The sequence below is a fragment of the Gilliamella sp. wkB178 genome (genome assembly GCF_001690705.1).
Classification (GTDB): Bacteria; Pseudomonadota; Gammaproteobacteria; order Enterobacterales; family Orbaceae; genus Gilliamella; species Gilliamella apicola_K.
Window position 1 is genome coordinate 188,790 of record NZ_LZGK01000001.1, and the last position, 20,424, is coordinate 209,213.

General features: G+C 36.9%; 15 protein-coding genes. 3 read left to right on the forward strand and 12 right to left on the reverse strand.

What is annotated here, in order from left to right:
• Nucleotides 1-91: 91 nt before the first annotated feature.
• Nucleotides 92-805 (forward strand): Crp/Fnr family transcriptional regulator, encoded by a 714-nt coding sequence (locus tag A9G13_RS00895; protein WP_065555749.1) that lies wholly within the window; start codon nt 92-94, stop codon nt 803-805.
• Nucleotides 806-859: 54 nt separating this feature from the next.
• Here A9G13_RS00895 and A9G13_RS00900 read toward each other — a convergent pair whose 3' ends face one another.
• The 4 genes from A9G13_RS00900 to A9G13_RS00915 all read right to left on the reverse strand — a co-directional run bounded on the left by A9G13_RS00900 (nt 860) and on the right by A9G13_RS00915 (nt 7,304).
• Complete coding sequence (locus A9G13_RS00900; protein ID WP_065555750.1) at nt 860-2,929, reverse strand: TonB-dependent receptor family protein; 2,070 nt, start codon at nt 2,927-2,929, stop codon at nt 860-862.
• A gap of 167 nt (nt 2,930-3,096) precedes the next feature.
• Nucleotides 3,097-4,149 carry a LacI family DNA-binding transcriptional regulator gene (locus A9G13_RS00905; RefSeq protein WP_065555751.1) on the reverse strand — a complete coding sequence of 351 codons (1,053 nt, stop codon included), beginning with the start codon at nt 4,147-4,149 and terminating at the stop codon, nt 3,097-3,099.
• Nucleotides 4,150-4,390: 241 nt separating this feature from the next.
• Nucleotides 4,391-6,256, reverse strand: coding sequence for a TRAP transporter large permease (locus tag A9G13_RS00910; RefSeq protein WP_065555752.1), 1,866 nt, complete (start codon nt 6,254-6,256; stop codon nt 4,391-4,393).
• Between the two features lie 25 nt (nt 6,257-6,281).
• A complete protein-coding gene (locus A9G13_RS00915) occupies nt 6,282-7,304 on the reverse strand; it encodes a TRAP transporter substrate-binding protein (RefSeq protein ID WP_065555753.1) in 1,023 nt (340 codons plus the stop codon).
• Nucleotides 7,305-7,690: 386 nt separating this feature from the next.
• On the opposite strand from A9G13_RS00915, the gene A9G13_RS00920 reads away from it, so the two are divergent.
• Together A9G13_RS00920 and A9G13_RS00925 are read left to right on the forward strand one after the other, a co-directional pair.
• Nucleotides 7,691-8,455, forward strand: a complete 765-nt coding sequence (locus A9G13_RS00920) for an SDR family NAD(P)-dependent oxidoreductase (protein WP_065555754.1) — start codon at nt 7,691-7,693, stop codon at nt 8,453-8,455.
• A 50-nt stretch (nt 8,456-8,505) separates the two neighbouring features.
• The gene (locus A9G13_RS00925) at nt 8,506-8,922 is read left to right on the forward strand and encodes an RbsD/FucU family protein (protein WP_065555755.1); all 417 of its coding nucleotides are present in this window, start codon (nt 8,506-8,508) and stop codon (nt 8,920-8,922) included.
• Nucleotides 8,923-9,024: 102 nt separating this feature from the next.
• On the opposite strand, the gene tuf is transcribed toward A9G13_RS00925, so the two are convergent.
• The 8 genes from tuf to A9G13_RS00965 form a co-directional block, all read right to left on the reverse strand.
• Nucleotides 9,025-10,209 (reverse strand): elongation factor Tu, encoded by a 1,185-nt coding sequence (gene tuf, locus A9G13_RS00930; protein WP_065555756.1) that lies wholly within the window; start codon nt 10,207-10,209, stop codon nt 9,025-9,027.
• 69 nt (nt 10,210-10,278) lie between these two features.
• Nucleotides 10,279-12,381 (reverse strand): elongation factor G, encoded by a 2,103-nt coding sequence (fusA, locus tag A9G13_RS00935; RefSeq protein WP_065555757.1) that lies wholly within the window; start codon nt 12,379-12,381, stop codon nt 10,279-10,281.
• Nucleotides 12,382-12,489: 108 nt separating this feature from the next.
• On the reverse strand, nt 12,490-12,960 hold the full coding sequence (rpsG, locus tag A9G13_RS00940; protein ID WP_065555758.1) for a 30S ribosomal protein S7: 471 nt from the start codon (nt 12,958-12,960) through the stop codon (nt 12,490-12,492).
• Between the two features lie 101 nt (nt 12,961-13,061).
• Nucleotides 13,062-13,436 (reverse strand): 30S ribosomal protein S12, encoded by a 375-nt coding sequence (rpsL, locus tag A9G13_RS00945; protein WP_025316630.1) that lies wholly within the window; start codon nt 13,434-13,436, stop codon nt 13,062-13,064.
• 313 nt (nt 13,437-13,749) lie between these two features.
• The gene (locus tag A9G13_RS00950) at nt 13,750-15,060 is read right to left on the reverse strand and encodes an NCS2 family permease (RefSeq protein ID WP_065555759.1); all 1,311 of its coding nucleotides are present in this window, start codon (nt 15,058-15,060) and stop codon (nt 13,750-13,752) included.
• 179 nt (nt 15,061-15,239) lie between these two features.
• A complete protein-coding gene (gene ybaL, locus A9G13_RS00955; protein ID WP_065555760.1) occupies nt 15,240-17,048 on the reverse strand; it encodes a YbaL family putative K(+) efflux transporter in 1,809 nt (602 codons plus the stop codon).
• A 209-nt stretch (nt 17,049-17,257) separates the two neighbouring features.
• Nucleotides 17,258-18,835 (reverse strand): TerC family protein, encoded by a 1,578-nt coding sequence (locus tag A9G13_RS00960; RefSeq protein WP_065555761.1) that lies wholly within the window; start codon nt 18,833-18,835, stop codon nt 17,258-17,260.
• Between the two features lie 142 nt (nt 18,836-18,977).
• Nucleotides 18,978-20,423 carry a TrkH family potassium uptake protein gene (locus A9G13_RS00965; protein ID WP_065555793.1) on the reverse strand — a complete coding sequence of 482 codons (1,446 nt, stop codon included), beginning with the start codon at nt 20,421-20,423 and terminating at the stop codon, nt 18,978-18,980.
• Between the last annotated feature and the right edge of the window lies 1 nt (nt 20,424).

The following is a 20,424-nucleotide window of genomic DNA, read 5'->3' on the forward strand; positions in this document are numbered from 1 at the left end:
TTCCTAAAGAATAAAATCATTTTATTCATTGAAATGAGAATTATTATCAACTATATTGAAATTATTCTAAGAGTATCTTGAGGTAAAACCTATGACATTTGTCAAAAATATACCCACTCAACCACAGATTTTAACTTGGTTAAATCAGGTTAAATTATTTGAAGGATTAACTCAGGATGCTTTAATGCCAATTATTGAGAATGCTAGTTATATGGAGTTTAAACAGGGCGATATGATTAGCTATGAAGGCATGCCGCTATCCAGCTGTTCTTTAGTGCTTAGTGGCCAAGTTGAGGTGTATAGAAATACCTATTTAGGTGAAGAAAAAATCTTTGGTATCTTTTCTTGTTATGACTTAGTAGCAATCGCTGCTGTATTTATGCCCCATAATCGCTTCCCCATGACGATTAGAGCAAAAACGGATTGCTCGGTATTGTTGTTAGAAAAAAATAGTTTACTGCTAGTATGTAAAACCAATCCCATTATCATGCAGCGGCTATTAATTCGCTTTAGTGCCAAGTTATATGAACATATTAATAATATTGATTGGTTAACCTCTAGTTCTGCAGAGCAACGCTTAGGGGCTTATTTTTTGTCGTTATCTTCAAAACAAGGGCATCAATTTATTTTGCCTATATCGCGAGGACAATTAGCCACTAAGTTAGGTATGCGCTACGAAACACTAAGTCGCTTGTTGTCCAGTTGGCGTAAACAAAAAGTTATTGCTATCGAAGGTAATAAGGTGATAATTTTGAATATAACTTATTTGGATGAATTAACCCTACCTTCACAACGTGCATTTTAAATAAAATTAATCTGACAGCTAGAATATATAACTGCCAGATAATTACATTAACACTTAGAAATGATAGATAATCCCACCATTTAAATTAAAGCCCATTCCCGGGAATAGTGTCATTTCATCTTTAGATGTTACGACTCGATTAGCTACAGATGCAGTTGCATAACGTTTATCAGTTAAGTTATCCGCGGTTAAATAAGCCGACCAGCCATCCTGGCTTTGATAATTAACTTTGAAGCCAAAAGTAGCATATTGATCGCGGTATTGTACTTTCATACTATTAGCATGATCGACCGGTGTATTGGTTGGTGACCAGTGCATGTTAGGGCCAAATGTCCAATTATTTATTTTATATAATATGTCGGCAGTAATAATATTTCTTGGAATACCAGCAATATAGTTATGATTGTATTCGCCACCCATAAAGCGAAAATCACTATAAGTCCAAGCCAAGCGGTATTCAATATCACCACTTGCAAATAGTGATGGTGTTAAACCTTTTATGCCGGCCTCTATTCCTTGGTGCCGTGTTTTACTAGCATAATTAAATACACCAATTGCATTACCACTGGCATCATAAGTGGTTATATATTCGTCTTTAATGATGCTACGGTACAAAGCCACATCCCAATTTAAACCTTGTATTATCTTACCGTTGCCGCCAATTTCAGCAGTGACACCTTTTTGGCGATTTAACTTATTAACTTTGGCTTTGGTGCCATCACTAGTAATAATTTCACGAAACGATGCTGGTTCATTGCTGGTACTTAAGTTAGCATAAAAACGATTATCAGTGGTTGCGTTCCAAATTAAACCAAGTTTAGGTGACCAAAATGTCCATGATTGATCCAGAGAATTTTTAGAATGACGAGTGTCAACATCACGTTTGGCATGGGTGACTTTGGTATCTAAATTAAGTTGCCAATCAGGATTAATTTGCCACGATGTACCAAGAGAACCATAAATATTTTCGGCAGTGGCATCAAATTTACCGAGCTTGCGTTTATTCATCCTCGTATTACGACGATTCATTAATAATTGGCGATCCAGATCAGTTTTGTCCCAAGCTAGAGCACTATGATAGCTAAAATCACCCAAAGCTGCATTATATGAAAGTTGCGCACCGGAAGTGTTAGCACCACTCAAGAAGTAAGTTGTTGGCGTGACAAAGTTGTCGTGGGTGCGTTGATGCCATAAACCAAGTTCGATAGATTGATCGCCGATGGTCCAGTTAGAACGGTTAGCAATACGCCCTTGCTGAACATTACGATGTGGATCTCTCATTGCCACTACTTTAAAAATACTTGTAGGATCACTTTTCACTTTATGTTGTGATAATGGGCCAGGAATATCAAAGCGTAAATCAGTCCAACTTAACCAGGTGCGGTTTTCAAAATTTTCGGTGCTATAACCAAAATTGGAGCGCACGGTTTTACGTTGTGAAGTTGAATGATCGCGGTAGCCATCAAAATGGTCATAAGATAAACTGAGTCGCCCATCAATACCATATTCTTTACTGTCATTACCCAGTGCAACTTGGGCAGCTTCCCTGCCAAATGATCCATATTCATAACGTGCGGTGCCTAATTCATCTTTTCCGGTATAAGAGATGAAGTTTAATTCACCACCCAAACTATTACTTTGTGGATGGCTATTATTGGCACCACGATAAACTGAGATTAGGCGAGTGTCACGCATGTCTAAGGTACTAATGTGAAAATCACCATCGGCATCAGTAATGGGTAAACCGTCTTGTAATAATAAAACGCCACGAGAAAGTGGGAAGTTTTGTACTCCAGAACCACGGATATTTAATCTTGGCTGATCAGTACCACCAAAGAAGTTTTGAATAATGATCCCTGGTTGAAAATCTAGAGCATCTTGTAAGGTTGATAAGCGATTTTCTTGTTCGGGAATAATAAGGTTGGTTGCCCCAGCCGTTTGTTTTAGCTTGGCTTGTTCTTGCTGGTAAGTTGGTGATAATGAATTTTTCTTGTCCAAATTTTGATCTGGAGTGACAACTATTATGTCGGGTTTAGTTTCCGCAATAGCGTAATGACTAAATAAAATTGTTGAGCAAAGGGAACTTATAATAGTTAATCGAACTGTTTTTTTTATCTTATACATAATATCTTAATTCTCATCCATGTTAATGATAATGAGTATTATTTGCATGAAATAACAAATAGCCTATGACATTTGTCAAATAAGATAGAAAAATATTTAAAATATTAACTGTATTAGTTCGATAGTGCTGAAAAAGGTTTTTGTGAAACCTTTTTCGTAAAGACTAATTAATTAGCTGATACAACTGATTCTCGTTTAATTAGATTAGGTTGAAATAAGAATTCTTGAGGTTCTATTTTAGTTCCATTAAGCGTGGTAACTAACCGATCTACCATCAATGTGGCCATATCCAATAACGGTGGAGCAATAGATGTTAATGATGGACTAAATAATGTGTCTAAAAACATATTATCTATACCAATAACAGAGATATCTTGAGGAATTTTTATTCCCAAGCGAACCAATTCGGAGATTAATCCGATTGCTAACATATCATTAATTGCAACTATACCGTCGGGTAGCTTTTTCCTATTTTTAGTGATTTCTATTGCCAAGCTTTTCCCTAATTCAGCTAGTTCTGTGTCTCCGTATGCAAATTGTGCAGTTCCTTCAACAATCCGATTTTTGGTATTCATTCCGGCCTTTTCTAAACTGTCTAGGAACCCCAATATTTTATTTTTCCGGCTAGTAATATTGCCTTTGATTGTGGCGAAGATAATATTTTTACAACCTTGATCAAGTAGATAATCAGCAGCCAATTTTCCTGCTTGAAAATTATCCATTGAAACACTATCAATAAGAATTTTTTTTCTTCGGTGATCTTCTTCTGAGGTTAATCCATCATAATTAACCATTACCATTCCTTTTTTTATGGCAGTGATAAAATGTTTTTTTTCTATCGAGGATGAAACAACAATTACTCCTTTTACGCCAAAAGAAAAAAGGTCATTTAAAAATAATTTTTCTTGTTTGTCTTGACGGTATGTATTAGCTAATAAAACTTGGTAGCCATACTTTTCTTTAGCAATTGATTCAATATTATTAACTAAGGCTGAAAAATTTGGATTCATAATCGATGGGACTAAGATTCCTAGCATTTTTACATGCCCTGTTTTTAGTTGTTGTGCAAGTTTATTGGGATGGTATTGTAATGTTTTAATGCTTTCTTCAATACGAACAAGGGTTTCTTGTCGCATTTGGTTTATTCGTCCATTTAATACATTTGAAACTGTACTAACAGAAACACCAGCATGTTTAGCAACATCGCGAATGTCAACCATTCCTAATTTTCCTTATGAGTCATTTGATCTATTTTTATATGCGATACACTATACAAAAAGTTTTAGGACAACTGAACTTATTTTCAATTGCAATGAGTAATTTATATTAGTAATTTAATTGGTTATGTATTATATAGCTAATACTAAAATTATTGCATTGTTACTTATCAAAATGATTAAGACAGGCCAATGGGTTAAATATTTGCTAATTAATAGTTAGTTAATTAGCAAATTATGTTAATTAGTAGCCCATGATATTTGGTAACCAAGTTGTTACCATCGGGAATAAAGCGACTAAAATAATACCAGTGAAAATAACTAGTTGATATTTAAGCATTGGTCGCATTACATCTTTCATGGTTACACCACAAATAGTACATGTTGCATATAAACCTAATCCTATTGGTGGTGAGAATAAACCAAATCCCATAGCAAATACCATGACAATACCATAATGTAATGGGTGAAATCCTAGTTGGATTGCTATTGGAACGAGTATTGGTGCAAAAATAATGAGTGCCGGAGCGCCTTCTAATACAGAGCCAAATATAATCAAAATAATAATAGATACTAATAGAAATAACCATGCTCCGTGATTATTACCGATAGAAACAAGAATATCAGCACATTTTTGAGGGATCATTTCAATCGTTAATGCATAAGAGAGACTTGTAGCTGAGGCAACAATAAATAGTAACATTCCAGACATAGCTGACATATCAATAAATAATTTAATTGTCGCTTTTAGTGTTAATTCTCTAAAGGCAATACGGCCTACAACAATTGCATAAACTACAGCAAAAGCTGAAATTTCAGTTGATGTAGCTATACCTGCAACTACTCCTCGGCCAATCATAAGAATCATGAGTAAACCAACTGTAGCGCCAATAATTAATTGTTTTCTAGGCATAAGCACAGGGTAAGCATCGGCAACATTAATTCTTTTTCCAAAAATATTAGCAGTAATTAATAAAATGATTAATAAACAAGCCGCTGGCACGATTCCGGCAATAAAGAGTGCTCCAATTGAAATGTTGGCAACAAAGCCCATAACAATAAGATTAACGCAAGGTGGAATAGACTCAGCCATTATTGCTGAAGCGGCAAATACTCCGGCTGCATCTTCATTACTCTGTTTAGTTCTTTTTACTGCAGGCATTAATACTCCACCGACAGCTGCAACATCTGCCAATTTAGAACCTGATATCCCCGAGAAGAAGGCCATAGATAATACGGTGGTCATATTTAATCCACCTTTAAATTTACCCATTCCTCGAACAATAAATTCGACTAATCTTGATGACATGCCATTGACTTCCATTGCTGCGCCAGCCAATAGAAAGAATGGTATAGCAAGTAAAACAAAATGATCTACACCAGCAGAAACTTGTTGTGCAAAAAAGACAAATGGTAAAGTCGGATTACTCAAAAAGAAGACCATTGCGGATAAACCTAGTGTAAAGGCAATTGGGATTCCGGCAATAATGCCTAAAATGAAGCAAATAAACATAAAAACAGCAGGTAAGGCTGTGTAATCAGGTAGTAATATTTGGCAGCTATAACCTATAACCATTAAACAGATAACGCCAATACCACTTCTTAATACGATTTTTTTATCTTCTTGAAAAGCGTGTTCTAATGTTGCAATAAACATTACAGTGGCACCGATAAATACAGGAACATAAAACAGCGCTAACGGCATGCCTGTCTCGGTTGTCTGTTCTAAAGTTATTTCAACTAGATTGTAACTTGAAATTACTAATCCTAGTGAAACACAAACCAAAATCCAACGTGTACCATGTACTACGTAATGTCTTATTGAGTTAGGTAGTAACCCTAAAAAAAGATCAATACCAATATGTCCACCTTTCCCTGATGAAGTCGCAACCCCAAAAAACACTAAGGCTATCATCAATGCTCTGGCAACTTCTTCAGCCCATTCTAAAGGTGAATGAAAAGCATAACGAAATATAACTGAGGAAAATACAACGATAACGTTAATAAAGAGTGATATTCCCCCTAAAATAGCGGTCATTTTGGTTAACCAACTACTTAATGGGGATATCACTGGAACAATTATTTTTTTTGTACCAGTAATATCTGACATAACTTTCTCCTAAAGAAATTTCAATTTATTCAACTGAATAAATATATTCCACGATTTCTTGAGTTTGTGGATATTTTTTGACGAAATCTTCATGAACATGTTTTGTCTTTTCTTTATAATACGCTCTATCAACTTCTATAAAGTTTACTCCTAATGATTTAAGTTCACTTATTGCCTGTTGTTCAGCAGTTGAAGATAAACTTCTTTCATATTGTGTGGCTTCTTTTGCTGCAGCTAAAAATTCTTGTTTAAGTTCAGAAGGAAGGCGTTCAAAGGCTTGTTTATTCATTACGGCTACAATAGGATTGTAAATGTGTTGACTTAATATGGCATTTTTGGTCTGCTCATAATATTTACTAGTTAACACTGTTGGTGCATCATGTTCAACACCATCGATAACTCCCATTTGTAGCCCTGAATAGACTTCTCCTCCAGGCATTGGAATAGGCACAGCTCCCATACTTTTTATAGTTTCAAGAAAATTAGGTACTGGTAATGCTCTGATTTTTAAACTATTGAGATCTTCAGGAGTATTAACTGGTTTTTTAGTATAAATGTTTCTGGCACCTAAACTATAACCAAAACCTAATACTTGAATATTAGCCTTTTTTTGCATGATGGCAGCAAGTTTGTTGCCTGCATCACCATCAAGCGAACGCCCTACATGATTCATATCGTTAAAAAGATATCCGGAATCAAGGATGCCAATTTCTGGTACTAATGTTGACCAAATTGATGTGCCTGAAATCATGATATCTAGTGCACCAACTTTTACTTGTTGAGCCGCATCAGCTTCTTTACCTAGCATTGCATTAGGGAAAAAACTGAATTTAACTTTATCCCCTGTTTTGTTAGCTAGATTTTCTTTAAAACGCGCATACCAAAGGTAATGAGCAGAATTATTATTTTCAGGTAGAGATGAATAGACTCTTATATTAATCTGTGACGCGGCATAAGAGCTTGGAATTGAAAATACCATTGTGGATAAGCACAAGAGTACAGTTGAAATAACTTTCTTAGTAGTTGAAAGCTGTTTTAATATAGTCATAATAAAAACCTCAAGTTAGGTTAATCTTAAAAATCCAAATATTCATCCCGTTACCTTTCTATAACGTTTTACTGTAACGTTATAGTAAATATTGTTTTAATTTGCCCAAATAGTAAACAATAATTTTTATCAAATTATTAAATTTGTGACCAAGATCAAAATTAATGAAAATCAACTACTAATATTTTACTATAACGTTTTAGTTTGTTTCCTTTTCAGAACAAGGTTTATAGTGATAAGTTGATTTTTTTGAGGCTAATAAAATTGTTATTTTGTGATATATGTCACATCCTTTTGTTGGTTTATCTTTATAATTTGACGCTCATCCCGTTACCAGTAACAACTAAATTTTATTTCAATAACTATTTACCCAATAGGAGATAAAAATGGGAAAGTTAACTGGTAAAAAAGTATTAATTACAGGTGCTGAGCAAGGTATCGGAAAAGCTACAGCAAAGTCACTTATTGAAGCTGGTTGTGATATTTATATTCATTATTTCAATGGAGAGGAAGGGCCTAAAGAATTAGTCAGTTTAGCTCAATCTCTTGGTCAAAAAGCCACCTACGGTTATGCTGATTTAACTAATGAAGATGATACCAAGAAATGTGTAACGGAAGCGGAAAAATTTCTTGGTGGTATAGATATTTTAGTCAACAATGTTGGTGGCATTATAGCAAGAAAGTGGTTAGGTGAGATTGATCAAAAATTTTGGCAGACAGTGATTGATGTCAATATGACGACGATGTTAAATGTAACTCAGAATGCTTTACCTTATTTAAAAAAGGCGACTAATGGCGCAAGTATTGTTAATCTAGCTTCTTTAGCCGGACGATCTGGCGGTCATTCAGGCTCCCTAGTTTATTCAATGACTAAAGGTGCAGTTTTAACATGGACACGTTCTTTAGCTGCTGAGCTTGGTCAATATGGTATTAGAGTAAATGCTGTTGCACCTGGTTTAATTTTAGGAACTCGCTTTCATAATCAACATACAACTAAAGAATCTGCAGATGAAACCATAAGAGCAATTCCTTTGGCTAGAGCAGGAACATCAGAAGATGTAGCTCGGGTGATTACCTTTTTAGCATCGGAGTATGATGGTTTTATTTCAGGTGCAACAATTGATATTAATGGTGGAATTTATAGAATGTAATTAGTTAACTAAGTGCATTAATTAGTTTCAACGTTGCATAAGGAAATAATATGATTAAGTCTGAAATCTTACACCCAGAGTTATTGGCTACGTTAGCTAAATGTGGACATAAAACAAATATATTGATCACTGATAGTAATTATTCATTTGTGACAAATTCATCACCAAATGCAACAATTATCTATCTTAATTTATCTAAAGATTTAGTTAAAAGTACCACAGTTTTAGATAAAATTCTAAATTATATTAATGTCGAAAAAGTGACACTAATGGAATATCCCCAAGATTTCGACAATACCATTGAAAGTGAATATAAAGCCTTACTTCCACAATCTGTTGATATTAGCTATGTAGCGCGTAATGATTTTTATGCTATGGCTAAATCAAATGACACCTTATTAGTAGTTGCAACAGGAGAAAGTCGGCGCTATGCAAATATCATTTTGACTGTTGGGGTGGTTTCTTAAACTTATTGTGATTTAATAATTTACCAGAAAATATAAAGGCGCACTATGTGCGCCTTTTCTGCTGATAAAGAGCATCAGTGATGCTCTAAATAGTTAGCTAAATTATTTAATAACCTTAGCAACAACACCAGCACCAACAGTACGACCACCTTCACGGATAGCAAAACGTAAGCCGTCTGCCATTGCGATTGGGTGAATTAATGATACTGTCATTTTGATGTTATCTCCAGGCATTACCATTTCTACACCTTCTGGTAATGTGATGGTTCCTGTTACGTCAGTTGTACGGAAGTAGAACTGTGGACGGTAACCTTTGAAGAATGGAGTATGACGGCCACCTTCTTCTTTGCTTAAGATATATACTTCTGATTCAAAATCAGTATGTGGTGTGATTGAACCTGGTTTCGCTAATACTTGACCACGTTCGATTTCTTCACGTTTAGTACCACGTAGTAATACACCAACGTTTTCACCTGCACGGCCTTCGTCTAGTAATTTACGGAACATTTCTACACCAGTACAAGTTGTTTTTGTTGTCGGTTTGATACCAACGATTTCAACTTCTTCACCAACTTTGATTACACCGCGTTCTACACGACCTGTTACCACTGTACCACGTCCTGAAATTGAGAATACGTCTTCAATTGGAAGTAGGAATGGTTTATCGATATCACGTTGTGGCTCTGGAATATAGCTGTCTAATGCTTCTGCTAATTCTACAATTTTGTCTTCCCATGCTGCATCGCCTTCTAATGCTTTTAGCGCAGAACCGCGAATTACTGGTGTATCGTCACCCGGGAAATCATATTGAGTTAGAAGTTCACGTACTTCCATTTCAACTAATTCTAATAATTCTTCATCATCAACCATATCACATTTGTTTAAGAATACGATGATGTATGGAACACCTACTTGACGTCCTAATAGAATGTGTTCACGTGTTTGTGGCATAGGACCATCAGTTGCCGCTACTACTAAAATAGCACCGTCCATTTGTGCTGCACCAGTGATCATGTTTTTAACATAGTCAGCATGGCCCGGGCAGTCTACGTGTGCGTAGTGACGAGTTGGGGTGTCGTATTCAACGTGTGAAGTATTGATGGTAATACCACGTGCTTTTTCTTCCGGTGCGTTATCGATTTGATCGAATGCACGTGCTTGCCCGCCGTATTTTTTAGCAAGAACAGAAGTAATTGCAGCAGTTAAAGTTGTTTTACCATGGTCAACGTGGCCGATTGTACCAACGTTAACGTGGGGTTTTGTACGTTCAAATTTTTCTTTAGACATCTTAATGTTCCTTTATTAACTCACTTCCCTCTTTTCGCTGAGGGAAGTGTTACTTTATTTATATAAAAATTATTTCGCTTTACGAGCTTCAATAATTGCTGTTGCAATATTTGTTGGTGCTTCATTGTACTTCAAGAACTCCATGGAGTAAGAAGCACGACCTTGAGTTTGTGAACGTAGGTCCGTTGCATAACCAAACATTTCTGAAAGTGGAACTTGTGCTTTTACTGTTTTACCAGTTGCAGTGTCTTCCATACCTTCAATCATACCGCGACGACGGTTTAAGTCACCAATTACGTCACCCATATAATCTTCTGGTGTTTCAACTTCTACTTTCATAATCGGTTCTAAAAGCACAGGTTTAGCTTTCATGAAGCCATCTTTAAATGCCATTGAACCGGCAATTTTAAATGCCATTTCTGATGAGTCAACATCATGGTATGAACCATCATAGATAGTGACTTCAACATCAACAATTGGATAACCAGCAAGAACACCATTTTTCATTTGTTCCTGACAACCTTTATCAACCGCAGGAATGTATTCTTTAGGTACTACACCACCAACGATTTCATTGTTGAATTTGTAACCTTCACCACCAGCTTCTAATGGTTTGATTCTTAACCATACATGACCATATTGACCACGACCACCAGACTGACGAACAAATTTACCTTCTTGTTCCACTTCATTGCGAATTGTTTCGCGGTAAGCTACTTGTGGTTTACCAACGTTGGCTTCCACTTTAAATTCACGTTTCATACGGTCAACGATGATTTCTAAGTGTAGTTCACCCATACCAGAAATAATTGTTTGACCAGATTCTTCATCAGTATGAACACGGAATGAAGGGTCTTCTTGTGCTAGTCGACCTAAAGCAAGACCCATTTTTTCTTGGTCAGCTTTAGTTTTTGGTTCAACTGCAACTGAAATTACAGGTTCTGGGAATTCCATTCTTTCAAGAATAATTGGAGCATTCTCAGCACATAATGTATCACCTGTGGTTACGTCTTTAAGACCGATAGCCGCAGCGATGTCACCTGCACGAACTTCTTTAATTTCTTCACGTTTGTTGGCATGCATTTGCACGATACGACCAAAACGTTCTTTTTTGTCTTTAACAGAGTTAAGAACAGAGTCACCAGAATTAACTACACCCGAATAAACACGGAAGAAAGTTAAGTTACCAACAAATGGGTCAGTAGCAATTTTAAATGCTAATGATGAGAATGGTTCATCATCACTTGAATGACGCTCAGCTGGTTCACCATCTGGTAATTCACCTTTAATAGCTGGTACATCAGTAGGTGATGGTAAATATTCAATCACAGCATCAAGCATGAATTGAACACCTTTGTTTTTAAAGGCACTACCACAAGTAACTAAGATGATTTCGTTAGCAAGTACGCGTTCACGTAATGCTGTTTTGATTTCTTCTTCAGTTAACTCTTCACCACCAAGGTATTTTTCCATTAACTCTTCGCTTGCTTCTGCCGCTGCTTCAACTAAGTTGGCACGCCATTCTTCAACTTGCGCAGCCATGTCAGCAGGAACATCTTCATAAGTAAAGGTTACGCCTTGATCAGCGTCACTCCAGTTAATTGCTTTACGTTTAATTAAATCAACTACACCAGTGAAACCTTCTTCAGCACCGATTGGTAATACTAATGGAACAGGGATAGCAGCTAAACGTGTTTTGATTTGTTCAACAACACGTAAGAAGTTGGCACCCATACGGTCCATTTTGTTTACGAATGCGATACGTGGAACTTTATATTTGTTTGCTTGACGCCATACTGTTTCAGATTGAGGTTGTACACCACCAACCGCACAGTAAACCATAACTGCGCCATCAAGAACACGCATAGAACGTTCTACTTCGATAGTAAAGTCAACGTGCCCCGGGGTGTCAATAATATTGATTCGGTGTGGTTCAAATTGTTGCCCCATACCTGACCAGAAAGCAGTCGTTGCCGCAGAAGTGATAGTAATACCACGTTCTTGTTCTTGTTCCATCCAGTCCATGGTAGCTGCGCCATCATGAACTTCACCAATTTTGTGACTTACACCAGTATAAAACAAAATACGTTCAGTCGTAGTTGTTTTACCTGCGTCAATATGAGCACTGATACCGATATTGCGGTAGCGTGCTATAGGAGTTGTACGAGCCATATTAATCCTCTATTTAGAATCGTTTGCTTAATAAAATATCATTTAGGGCGACTGAAAGCATATAAGGGCGTTCAGTCTTAATTCAAGACACTTATATTCGTGTCAGAATTACCAACGATAGTGTGCAAACGCTCTATTAGCTTCAGCCATGCGATGAACATCTTCACGTTTTTTAACTGCGGTACCTTTGTTTTCAAAAGCATCCATAAGTTCATTCGCTAGGCGTAGAGCCATTGATTTATCGCCACGTTTACGTGCAGCTTCTACAATCCAACGCATTGCAAGTGCATTACGACGAACCGGACGCACTTCAACAGGAACTTGGTATGTAGAACCACCAACGCGACGAGACTTAACTTCTACAGTTGGTCTTACGTTATCTAGGGCAACTTCGAAAGCTGCTAAGTGGTCTTTCCCACTACGCTCAGCTAATTTATCAAGAGCTGAATATACGATTGATTCTGCGATAGATTTTTTACCATCTACCATTAAAATATTTACAAATTTCGCCAGCAAATCTGAACCGAATTTCGGATCAGGTAAAATTTTTCTTTGACCGACAACATGACGACGTGGCATTGGAATACTCCGTTTATTATGTTATAAATTTTTCAGGTTTACCCAAAACTCAAATGAGTTATATGGAATTATATAGTTTGGCCTTACTTAACGGAGTTCCATTAAGCTTTAGGTCGTTTCACACCGTATTTAGAACGGCTTTGTTTGCGATCTTTAACACCTGCGCAGTCTAATGCACCGCGAACAGTATGGTAACGAACACCAGGTAAATCTTTAACACGACCACCGCGGATTAAAATCACGCTATGTTCTTGTAAGTTATGACCTTCACCACCGATATATGAAGTAACTTCAAAACCGTTGGTTAAGCGCACACGGCATACTTTACGTAATGCTGAGTTTGGTTTTTTCGGTGTAGTCGTGTAAACACGAGTACAAACACCGCGTTTTTGCGGGCATGCTTCAAGCGCAGGAACATTGCTTTTCACTTCCTTTAGTGCTCTTGGTTTGCGTACCAGCTGATTAATTGTTGCCATTAATAAGCTCCTGATTAATAAAAATAAATTTAAAAATTGCTTTATAGATTCGTAATTAATAACTGTAGCCCAGAACCTAAATATATAAGTTTTGGGTCGCAAGATTCTAGACCTCAAGGGGGATAATGTCAAGTATTACCGTTAGTTGTTTGCTCAAATTATTCAAGATATTTGCGCAAAAATTTACTGCTATTTGCTGTGGATTTTGATGATATTTCTGGCTGAAATATCATCAAAATTTAGATTACCATATTTAGGTAGTGATTCTAGGTAATTAATCTCAAAAATCTGCTAATTGAGTATAATTACTAGATTAGTGATGATCAATAAAGATAAATTTTAATGCGAACAATAGTGCGAAGACAATCACACATAAATTTAATTCTTTAAATTTACCGGTACAAGTTTTTAGCACCACATATGAAATGAAACCAAGAGCAACACCTTCAGTAATAGCAAAGGCAAAAGGCATCATTAGGGCGGTGATAAATGCGGGAGTGGCATCGGTTAAGTCAGACCAGTTAACGCGAACTAGGCTAGAAACCATTAAGATCCCAACAAAAATCAAGGCGCCGGAAGTGGCATAACTTGGTACTAAATGGGCTAGTGGTGATAAGAAAGTTACCAATAAAAATAACACCCCAACCACAACGGCAGTTAAGCCAGTACGACCACCAACTGAGATTCCAGCGGAACTTTCGATATAGGTTAATACTGAAGAAGTACCAAATAGCCCACCTAATGAAGAACTAAAACTATCGATTAATAATGCTTGACGCATTTTAGGGAAGCGCCCCTTTTCATCTGAAATCCCGGCTTTATCTGTTAACGCTAAAATGGTACCGGATGAGTCAAATAAGCTAACAATCATAACGGAAAAGATCACCCCCATAATACCAATATTAAGTGAACCAGCTAAATCAACATGGCCGACCACGCTAGTTACACTTGGTGGCATGGAAGCAATACCATTGAAATGAATATCTGGATCTAACCATAACGCAAATAGCGTTACCACTAAAATTGATATTAATACCGCGGCGTGAAAATTACGTGCTGCTAAAATGATAATAATGAAAAAGCCAAGTGAGCCAAGTAACACTTTTAACGATAAGATATTACCCATGGTTAACAAGGTAGCAGGTGATGCCACTACAATTCCCATGTTTTGGAACCCCATAAAGGCAATAAATAAGCCGATACCGGCACTTATACCAACGCGTAAACATTGAGGGATATGCTCAATTAACCAGTGACGAACTTTAAATAATGATAAAGCAAAAAAGACGAGTGAACCCCAAAAGATTGCGCCCATACCAATTTGCCAAGAATACCCCATAGCACCACAAATACCATAAGCAAAAAATACGTTAAGTCCCATAGCCGGGGCTAAGGCAATGGGTAAATTTGCAACCAATCCCATTAAAATACTGGCAAAAGCGGTGACCAAACAAGTGAGTACAAATACCGCTGAGGTATCCATGCCAGTGGCGGATAAAATAGCTGGATTTACAAAGATGATATACACCATGGTAAGGAAAGTTGTACATCCGGCAATAATTTCAGTACCGACTGTAGATTTTTTCTGTTGCAATTGAAATATTTTTTCGAATATTGAATTCATAAGTTCAGGCCCAGTTTAAGTTAATAGTAATCAACGTTCTTATAGTGTACTAAATGTGTTTTTACCAAATTTGCGCAGCGGTAAAAAACAGAAAAGATGTGGAGTAACAACTTCACATCTCTAAAATAAATACAATTTTCTCTGCGATATTATTGCTAGTTATTTGACTAGGTCAAGCTTTATTCTATTGGACTACCATTTCCATTCGGAAAATTGCTGTTAGCGGTAATATCAATTTTAGGCGAATTGTGGCTGTTTAGTGTTACCGCAGTTGCTGTCGCTAATACGGTTTCTGAGGTAGCCAGATTGTTGTTTGATTTTATAGTTTCACTATTGGCATTGACATTAAGTAATTCTAAAATATGTTGAGCGATTTCTTCAGTACCAGTAATAACTTTAGTCGCACCATGTTCTTTAATATATGCAATTTCATCATCATAAAAAGCCCAAACATAGATCGCTAATTCAGGGTGTACTTCTTTGGCTCGTTGTGTTATTTCCCCAGATTTATAGCCATTAGGTGAAGTAATAATTAACCATTTTGCCGTTTTTAAATTAGCCAGTTCTAATATTTCTAATTTTGTCGCTTTACCAAATACTGCTGTCAAGCCTTGGTGACGGATCTGTTCAATTAAAGTTAATGAATTATCAATCACGGTAAATGGTATGCCTTGGTGACTTAGTTTTTGAGCAACAATGCGACCTAATTGATTGTAGCCAATTAAGATGGCATGATTTTCCTGATAGGGAATGTTGTTGTTAATTTCAGCTATTGGGTCAATAATTTTATCGACAACATTTTCAGTGCGAGATAGGTAATGTTCAAGAATATTGAACACAAAAGGATTTAGTACAATCGAAATGATAGAACCAGCTAAAATCAAACTATGTGCCTCTTCTGGAAATATCTTTAAACTAATTCCTAGTGCGGCTAGTATATAAGCAAACTCTCCAATTTGAGCTAAACTTGCTGAAATGGTTAAAGCCGTACGTCTAGAACGCCCAAATAATCTCACAATAAAATAAGCTGCTAATGATTTGCCCAATACAATAATCACCACGGTAGTTACTACTGCAATTGGGTGAATGAGTAAAATTTGGGGTTTAAATAACATGCCGACAGACACAAAGAACAGTACTGCAAAGGCATCTTTTAGGGGAAGGATATTTTTAGCGGCGCGGTGGCTGAGATTAGATTCGGTTAACACCATGCCGGCAAAGAAAGCACCTAATGCAAATGAAGCTCCAAATAGTTGGACTGCCACTAATGCAATACCTAAGGCAATGCCTAATACTGATAGGGTAAATAATTCCTCTGAACCTGTACAAGCACTTTTAGTTAGGAGCCAAGGAATAACCCGCCGGCCGATTAAAATCATAATAGCGATAAATAAGATCACCAAGCCGATAGTTTTGGATATTTGTTTTAAAATATCTAGGTAACTATAGTGTTCACTCTCACTATACATAGTGGCAATCGCTGGTAATAATACTAAAGTTAACACCATTACTAAGTCTTCAACAATTAACCAACCAATAGCAATGCGTCCACGTTGGCTTTCGATTAAATTACGTTCTTCTAACGCTCGGAGTAATACCACTGTACTAGCGGTAGACAAGCAAAGACCAAATACCAGTCCGGTAAGTAAGGACCTACCCATCATGTAAGATAGACCTAAGCCCAGCAGAGTGGCTACGGCAATTTGTACGATAGCTCCGGGGATAGCAATATTTTTGACTGCCATTAGATCTTTTAATGAAAAATGTAAGCCGACCCCAAACATTAATAAAATAATACCGATTTCGGCAAGTTCTTGTACAATCGCGGTATCAGCAGTAATACCTGGTGTAGCTGGACCAAAAATAATTCCGGCGATAAGATAACCAACTAAAGGGGAAATTCGTAGGCGGTTGGCTAATAAGCCAAGTATTGCGGCTAGAACAATACCACCAATAATGGCGATGAGTAATGGACTAATATCATGCATGCATACCTCCTTACTGTGTAATTACGAACATTTAGAGATAAATATGAATAGGGCGGGAGTGATTATATTAACATAACTTGATGATTTTATGAAGGTAACTAGAGTTTTGATTGCTGAAATAGGGGAAATATAAGAATCATGCCGGATAACAGAAAAATTATTAAATTTTATTAGTTTAGCCTACAAGCCGTAGGCTAAACTAAGCCATATTATTCAGATGACGGTAAATCCAGTTTATTTAAAGTGATTTTTACTTTAACAATACGGTGACTTTCAGTTTCCAGAACTTCAAATAGATAATCACCAATTTGAACCGTTTCGCCGACTTCAAGCAAATGCTGAGCTTTTTCCATCAACAGGCCGGCAAGGGTATGATATTCGCGCTTGTCATCAATATCAATTGGAACAAAACGCACTAATTCTTCTACCGGAATATAACCATTGGCAATCCAACTATTATCATTTAGACATTGGATATCATGTTTAGCGTCAATATCTTCTTCTTCAGTTGGAAAATCGCCAGCAATGGTTTCAATTACGTCGGTAACCGAAACCACACCTTGCATTGAACCAAATTCATCAACCACAAAAGCAAAATGGGTTTTGGCTTTTTTAAATTGTTCTAATGCCACCAATAATGAGACAGTTTCTGGAAAGATCAATGGTTGTTTGATAAGTGAATTAATATCAAATGGTTGCTTATTTTGTAATACATCTTTCAATAAATCATTAACTTGAATAATACCTAAAGGTTCATCCATGGCCGCATTGTCAGTAACGACTAAACGTGAATGCGGGTTATCAAAAATCTCTTTTAAAATAACTTCACGATCATCATTGATATTTACCATATCAACATCCAGTCTGGCGGTCATAATACTGCTCACCGAACGTTGAGCCAGCCCAAGCACGCGTTCAACCATACTCAGTTCTTGATGATTGAAAACTGATACTTTTTTAGTAGAATCTGAGACTAAATCGATAGTATGGCTGTCGGGATCTTCTTCGGCGTCGCCTTTTAACAAATGTAAAATAGCTTCAGCGGTGCGTTCACGTAAGGGTTTTTTACTTAAGAACTTACGGCGATTGAATATGGCTAATTGATTGAAAAATTCAATCATGATAGAGAAGCCGATAGCGGCGTATAAGTAACTTTTTGGAATAACAAACCCAAATCCTTCAGCGACTAAACTAAAGCCGATCATTAGCAAGAAGCTTAGACAGAGAATTACTATCGTGGGGTGGGAATTAACAAAGTAAGCCAGTGGCTTACTGGCAACCATCATAATGCCTATAGCAATGCAAACTGCAATAATCATTACCGGAATATGTTCCACCATACCTACAGCGGTGATCACCGAGTCAAGCGAGAAAATTGCATCTAATACCACAATTTGCGCGACAACAGTCCAAAAGTGTGAGGTCTTTTTCGGTTTACCATCTTCATGTGATGCACCTTCAAGGCGTTCATTAAGTTCCATGGTTGCTTTAAATAGCAAAAATATACCACCAATCAACATAATCAGTTGGCGCGCGTTGAAACTAATATCAAATGCAGAGAATAGTGGGGTGGTGAGTGTGACTAACCATCCGGTAAACATTAATAAAATTATTCGGGTAACTAACGCAAAAGCAAGTCCGGTAATTCGAGCTCTATCACGTAGCTGCGAAGGAAGTTTCTCGGCAAGAATGGCAATGAAAACGATATTATCAATACCAAGGACGATTTCAAGTACAATTAGCGTGGATAAACCAATCCAAATTGTAGGATCCATGATCCATTCCATATGTCAGGTGATTACCTCTAAAGAAACAGCACATGCTGCCCAGTAATTCTGTCTGTAATTGTTTAAATAATCAATAGAATATTGATAATATTTGTTAGTTTTGTAAAGATGTTTCCTGAGAACCCTACGTTTCAGTATAAAATTAACTTCGCCAAAAGGTTGGTGTGAATAAAACCAATAGGGTAAATATTTCTAGTCGTCCAAATAGCATATCAACCACCATTACCCATTTAACTGCATCGGTTACATTAGCAAAGTTGTCGCTGACACTACCTAAGCCCACACCCAAATTATTTAGTGATGATGCCACAATATAAAAAGAGTCAGTGGCATCAACGCCGGAAGTCATAATGATAAACAGGCTGATTAAGAAAACCAGTACATAGGCGGAAAAAAATCCCCAAACTGCTTCGATAATTCTTTCCGGTACTACGCGGTGATTTAATTTGAGCGTGTAAATAGCATTAGGGTGAATCAGGCGTTTTAATTCTCGGGAACCTTGCATGAAAAGCAGAAGTACTCGCACCACTTTCAATCCGCCGCCAGTTGAACCCGCACAACCACCAATAAATGAGGCACACAGTAAAAAAATTGGTAATGACGATGGCCAGGTGTTTATATCATCTACTGTGAACCCAACCGTTGCTGCGATTGACACCACTTGCAATATAATTTTGTCGATACTTAATTGGCGTTGTGGTTGATAGCAATAAATCACGAAACCACAAATACCAATTAGAATTAATAAAATAAATATAAAGGTTCTAAACTCTTGATCTCGCCAGTAAACCTTAAGTGAAAAACCATTTAATGCAGCAAAATGTAAGGCAAAATTACAACCAGATAAAATCAAAAATAACGTCACAATATAATTAATAGTGGCACTATTAAAATAAGCTAAATTATTATCATGCGTAGAAAAGCCACCCATAGAGATAGTAGAAAAACTATGTGAGATAGCATCGAAAACATCCATACCAGCAAACCATAAACAAATGGCACATAGAGTGGTAAGCAATATATAAATCGACCACAGTGTTTTAGCGGTTTCGGCAATACGTGGGCGCATTTTGCTATCTTTTTGCGGACCAGGAATTTCAGCACGATAAAGTTGCATTCCCCCTACACCCAACAATGGTAAAATGGCTACAGCTAAAACGATAATACCCATACCACCCAGCCATTGTAGTAGTTGCCGATAAAATAATAGTGCTTTAGGCAAATGTTCTAAATTAACGATGGTCGTGGCACCGGTAGTGGTTAAACTGGAAAACGATTCAAAAAAGGCGGTAGTTAAATTAAGGTTAATGTGATGATCAAAGATAAATGGAAAGGCGCCAATAGTACCAATTACCACCCAAAATAGTACCACAATAAAAAAACCTTCACGAGTGTTGAGTTCATGATGTTGATGGCGATTTGGTAACCATAATAAGCAGCCGAGAATTAGAGCCGCAATAAAAGATCGCACAAAAATGGCTCCGGCACCATCGCGGTATATTAGGGCCACCAGTGCCGGGATTAGCATAAATACCGACAGTAAGGTAATTAATAAACCAACTATTCTGATAATTGAGCGCCAATGCATC